Below are 3,830 nucleotides of genomic sequence, written 5' to 3'. Positions count from 1 at the left end.
ACGGCCGCGTAGAGACGCGCCATCTGCAGCGGCGTCACCAGCAGGGCCCCCTGGCCGATCGAGGAGGTGATCGTGTCCACGGGGGTCCAGGGCTCATCGAGCGCCTTGCGCTTCCAGGCCTGATCCCCCAGCAGCCCCCCCGTTTCCTCATCGCTGAGCTCGATGCCGGTGGGGCTGCCGAAACCCAGCCGCCGCGCCGTGGCGAACAGGGCATCGGGGCCGATCTTCAGGCCGGCCCGGTAGTAGAAGGTGTTGCTGCTCACCGCCAGGGCGAAGGGGAAACCCACAAGCCCATGGGCGCCGTGGTCGCGGTAGCAGAGGCCGGCGTAGCAGAAGGAGCTGGTGGTGAGCACCTTGTCGTTGGGGCCGTAGACCCCCGACTCCAGCGCCGCCGCGGTGGTGACCACCTTGAAGGTGCTGGCGGGGGGGAACCCCTGGAAGGCACGGTTCAGCAAGGGCGCCTCGGGGCCGTTGAGGGCGGCCCACTCCTGGCTCGACGGAGCCGGCGAGAACACGTTGGGGTCAAAGGCCGGCCGGCTGGCCATCGCCCGGATCGCCCCCGTCTCGGGATCCATCGCCACGATGGCGCCCTTGCGCACAGAGTCGAGCGCCCGCTCCGCCGCCTGCTGCAGGGGCAGATCCAGGGTGAGCCGCAGGTCTTTGCCCGCCTCGGCCGGCTTGTCGCCGAGCACCCGCTGCACCTGGCCCGCGGCATTCACCTCCACCTGCTGGCCGCCCCACTGGCCGCGCAGATGGGATTCGAAGGCGCTCTCCAACCCCGTGCGGCCCACCCGGTCGCGGATGCGGTAGCCCTTGTCGCGCTTGCGCTCGTATTCCTCTTCGGTGATGCCGCTGGTGTAGCCGAGCACGTGGGCCGCCAGGCGGCCATGGGGATAGCTGCGCAGCACGTCCACATCCACTTCAGCGCCGCGCAGCTCACTGGCCTGTTCGCGAAAGCGCAGCACCTGCTCAGCCGCCAGGCCCTCCGCCAGGGTGATCCGGAAGCCCTCGGCATTGCTGCCGCTGCTGCGTTTCTGGTCGAGGCTGGCGGGATTCAGCTTCAGCAGCGCGGCCAAGGCGTCCCGCAGGGGCGGCCATTGGTCGTCAGACACCTCGCGGGGCTGGATGTAGAGGTTGTAGGTGAGCCGACTGGTGGCGAGCACCTCGCCCTGACGATCGAGCAGACGGCCGCGGATCGGGTTGCGCGGCATCAGCCGGATGCGGTTCTGATCGGCCCGCTCGCGGTTCTCAACGCCGTGCACCAGCTGCAGCCAGGCCAGCCGCGACACCATGGCGCCGCTGCACAGCAGCACCACCAGCAGCAGCAGCAACGGCTGCTGGCCCATGCCGCTGTGGCGGCCTGCCTGGCCGTAGGCCATGGCTAGGGGGTCTCCCCATCCGGGGTGAGCCGCAGCTCCAGCAGCCGCAGGCTCTCGGCCACCGAGGCCAGACGCCGCTGCAGTTCGGCAGGATCGCTGGCTTCCTGGGAGAGAGGTGGATCGGCCCCATCAGAGCCGGGATCCACATCCCGCACGCTCACCTTCATCACCGGATTGCCGAGTCCGGGGCTGACCCGATCGAGCTGCTCGCGCACCTGACTGGCGGCCTGTTCGCCCTCCTGGCGCAACTGGGCCAGGGGATCGGCGCTGGAGCCGTCGAAGGCGGCGATCAGCTCCTGGGGGCCGCCCTTGCGCACCCGGTCCACGGCGGCCAGGCCCATGGGCAACATGTCCTGCATCAGGCTGAGCCGCAGGCTGTCGAGGGGATCGGCGGCCATGGACAGGAAGCAAACGCGCTCCCGCCAGTCTGCCGCGCCCACTGCCCCTGACGGAGCGCCGCGGCCAGCGCCTTGAACCAGGGCCTAGGGCATGGGGTTGGCCTGCAGAGCCGGCACGCCGGGAGCCACGATCACCTGGCGGCAGGCCTGCTGACTGCCCCACCACCAGCCGGCCCCCACACTCAGCACCACCGCCATGGCCGCCGGCACCAGGGCCTGCCTGGTCACCTCCAGGCCGATCCACTCGTTCCAGGCCCGCAGGGTGCGGTCGCGGTCGAAGCGGCGCCGTTCCCTGAGCTCCTCCTGCCGGCGGCGCCGCAGGGCCCGGGCCACCCAGCGCTCGAAGGCGCGCTTCTTGGTCACGGCCATCTTGCGCTCCACTTCGAGCAGCTGGCCGGCGGTGAGATCGGGGTTGAAGGTGCTGATCAGTTCCAGGGTCTTGAGGAACATCTCCACGGAGCCCTCCTTGGCCAGCCGCTCCTGGGGATCGAGTTGCTCCCAGTTGAGCTCCGGGTAGAAACGGCCGCGGTTGGCGGTGATCTGCTCCTCCGGCAGCTGGCCGGGCTCCCGCAGCCAGCGGTCGGTGTTGGCGTCGAAGCGACGCCAGTAGAGGAAGGGGTTGAGGTAGATCGTCCTGCCAGCCAGCAGGATGCTGTCCTGCTGCAGCTTGCGCTGCAGGTCGGGATCGCTGGATGTCGCAGGAGCGGCCGTCACGGCGGAGCAGGCTTGGGGCCCCGAAGGTAACGGAGGCCTCCCGACCAGGCCAGCGGGGGCTCAGTCAGCGAAACCGGGCGATCACTCCCACTCGATCGTGCCGGGGGGCTTGCTGGTGATGTCGAGCACCACCCGGTTCACGCCCTTCACCTCATTGACGATCCGGTTGGAGATCGTTTCCAGCAGGTCGTAGGGCAGACGCGACCAGTCGGCCGTCATGCCGTCTTCCGAGGACACACAGCGCAGCACCACCGGGAAGGCATAGGTGCGCTTGTCACCCATCACGCCCACGCTGCGCACCGGCAGCAGCACCGCGAACGCCTGCCAGATGCTGTGGTAGAGCCCGGCATCGGTGATTTCCTCGCGCACGATCAGGTCGGCGTCGCGGAGAATGTTGAGCTTGTCATCGGTCACCTCGCCGAGGATGCGGATGGCCAGGCCCGGGCCGGGGAAGGGATGGCGGCCGACAATCTCCTCCGGCAGCCCCAGGGAGCGCCCCACCTTGCGCACCTCATCCTTGAACAGCTTGCGCAGCGGCTCCACCAGCTTGAACTGCAGATCCTTGGGCAGGCCGCCCACGTTGTGGTGGCTCTTGATCTTCACCGCCACCCGCTCACCGGTCTTGGGATCCACGTTGGTGCCGGCGCTCTCGATCACATCGGGGTAGAGGGTGCCCTGGGCCAGGTAGTCGAAGGGACCGAGGCGCTTGCTCTCCTCCTCGAACACCCTGATGAATTCCGTGCCGATCAGCTTGCGCTTCTCCTCCGGGTCGGTCACACCAGCCAGCTTGCTGATGAAGCGCTGGCGGGCATTGATGTACTCCACATTGATGTGGAAGCGCTTGTCGAAGAACTCCACCAGGAATTCGGGCTCCCCTTTGCGCATGAAGCCCTGGTCGATGAACATGCAGGTGAGCTGATCACCGATCGCCCGGTGCAGCAGGAAGGCCAGGGTGGAGGAGTCCACGCCACCGGAGAGGGCCAGCAGCACCCGCTTCTGGCCCACCTGGCGGCGCACGTCGGCCACGGCTTCCTCGATGAAGGCCGCCGTGGTCCAGTCGGGCTCGCAACCGCAGATCTGATACACGAAGTTGCGGATCAGCGCCATGCCGCCCTGGGAGTGCACCACCTCGGGATGGAACTGCACGCCATAGAGGTGGCGGCCGTGGTGGGCGATCGCCGCCTCGGGGGTGTTGTCGGTGTGGGCCAGGCGCACGAAGCCCTCCGGCAGGCGCTCCACCGAGTCGCCGTGGCTCATCCACATCGTGGAGTGCTGCTCCACGCTGGCGAGCAGATCCACCGCGTCATCCACGTGCAGCGGCGCCTTGCCGTATTCGGCC

The 3,830-nt window shown here is 68.6% G+C and carries 4 protein-coding genes; all 4 read right to left on the bottom strand.

Going from position 1 to position 3,830, the window contains the following annotated elements; translation table 11 throughout:
• The coding region (gene mrdA / locus IQ216_RS12450) for a penicillin-binding protein 2 (RefSeq protein WP_193815733.1) at nucleotides 1-1,379 on the bottom strand (1,379 nt) is incomplete at its 3' end.
• 2 nt (nucleotides 1,380-1,381) lie between these two features.
• The gene (locus tag IQ216_RS12445; protein ID WP_186697942.1) at nucleotides 1,382-1,777 is read right to left on the bottom strand and encodes a hypothetical protein; all 396 of its coding nucleotides are present in this window, start codon (nucleotides 1,775-1,777) and stop codon (nucleotides 1,382-1,384) included.
• A gap of 84 nt (nucleotides 1,778-1,861) precedes the next feature.
• Nucleotides 1,862-2,491: a hypothetical protein gene (locus IQ216_RS12440; RefSeq protein ID WP_193815725.1), complete on the bottom strand. Its 630-nt coding sequence runs from the start codon at nucleotides 2,489-2,491 to the stop codon at nucleotides 1,862-1,864.
• Between the two features lie 81 nt (nucleotides 2,492-2,572).
• Nucleotides 2,573-3,830, bottom strand: a 1,258-nt coding sequence (gene guaA, locus IQ216_RS12435) for a glutamine-hydrolyzing GMP synthase (protein WP_193815723.1), incomplete at its 5' end; no start/stop codon positions are given.

Source organism: Cyanobium sp. LEGE 06143, from assembly GCF_015207535.1.
Classification (GTDB): domain Bacteria; phylum Cyanobacteriota; class Cyanobacteriia; order PCC-6307; family Cyanobiaceae; genus NIES-981.
This window is presented reverse-complemented; position numbering and strand designations above follow the sequence as displayed.